Genomic DNA, 1188 nt, shown 5'->3' with positions numbered 1-1188 from the left:
ACCCATTACTTTTGCTTCTAACGGCGACTGCAATGCCTGTAATAACCGAATAACACTGCAATCCATATCTTCAGTATTATCAGCAACAAAAAAACCACTCTGGCGCGATTCGTTTAAATCTTTAGGGATTTGATGATGCTCATCCATTAAACGGATAATGTAATTGAGTTGTACTAAATCAATATCAACCATCAACACCAGCACAGGTTCTTCAATGCTGGCAAAGGTTTCACATTCTACTGGCAATGGCACGGTCATCACTAATGAGTGCTGACGGTCATACTCAAAGGTTTGATTATCTAAATAGACCCGCTTTTTACCTTGGCCAACAATAAGCACGCCTTGTGAATAGCACATTGGCCCGCGCGCACCATATTGTGAGCTACGAAACACATGAACGCCGGATAAGTGAGTATCATTGACCCCTTCTTTTGGGGCAAGCTGTGCCATTAATGTTGCTATCTCATTCATACTCTTCCCCTCAGAATAAACCATGACACCGATACTACCAAAAAAGCAGTAAAAGGTATTAAAATTATCAATAACTAGTCATATAAACACAAATAAGATAGGAATAGGCATGAACACGACAGTTCTGTGTATGTTTATTTTGACTCAAAGGACTATCATAGCTACATGATTTATCGTTGCTGTTGTGTACAAATAATCTATATACACAATCAGCCACTTATTTGTTTCAATGCTAAACCAAAAGGCAACAATTATGCTTAATTTTGATTATCGTAACCCTACTCATGTTGTTTTCGGTAAAGACCGTATTGCAGAGTTAGACCAACTTGTCCCAGAAAATGCAAGAGTATTAATCACTTACGGTGGCGGCAGCGTACAACGTTTCGGCACACTCGATAAAGTTAAAGCAGCATTAGGTAACCGCACTGTATTTGAATTTGGCGGTATTGAAGCTAACCCTAAGTACGACACACTCGTGAAAGCAGTTGAAGTTGCTCGTAAAGAAAATATCGACTTCTTACTCGCTGTTGGCGGCGGTTCAGTGATGGACGGCACCAAATTTATTGCCCTTGCAACTCAGTTTGATGGTGATACAGCCAGCTTATTACATCACGGCTTCACCCCAGTTCCAGTGGCTAATGACAAGGTTATTCCACTTGGCGTTATTGCTACTCTGCCAGCTACGGGTTCAGAAATGAATGCCTTTGCAGTCGTAAG

General features: G+C 40.9%; 2 protein-coding genes. One reads left to right on the top strand and one right to left on the bottom strand.

What is annotated here, in order from left to right:
* The coding region (locus CXF78_RS01195; protein ID WP_145991309.1) for an AraC family transcriptional regulator at positions 1-471 on the bottom strand (471 nt) is incomplete at its 3' end.
* 253 nt (positions 472-724) lie between these two features.
* Here CXF78_RS01195 and CXF78_RS01190 point away from each other — a divergent pair.
* Positions 725-1188, top strand: a 464-nt coding sequence (locus CXF78_RS01190; RefSeq protein WP_145991308.1) for an iron-containing alcohol dehydrogenase, incomplete at its 3' end; no start/stop codon positions are given.

This window comes from Shewanella sp. 11B5, from assembly GCF_002836795.1.
Lineage (GTDB): Bacteria > Pseudomonadota > Gammaproteobacteria > Enterobacterales > Shewanellaceae > Shewanella > Shewanella frigidimarina.
The sequence above is the reverse complement of the archived record's forward strand: the minus strand, read 5'-3'. Positions and strand labels throughout refer to the sequence as shown.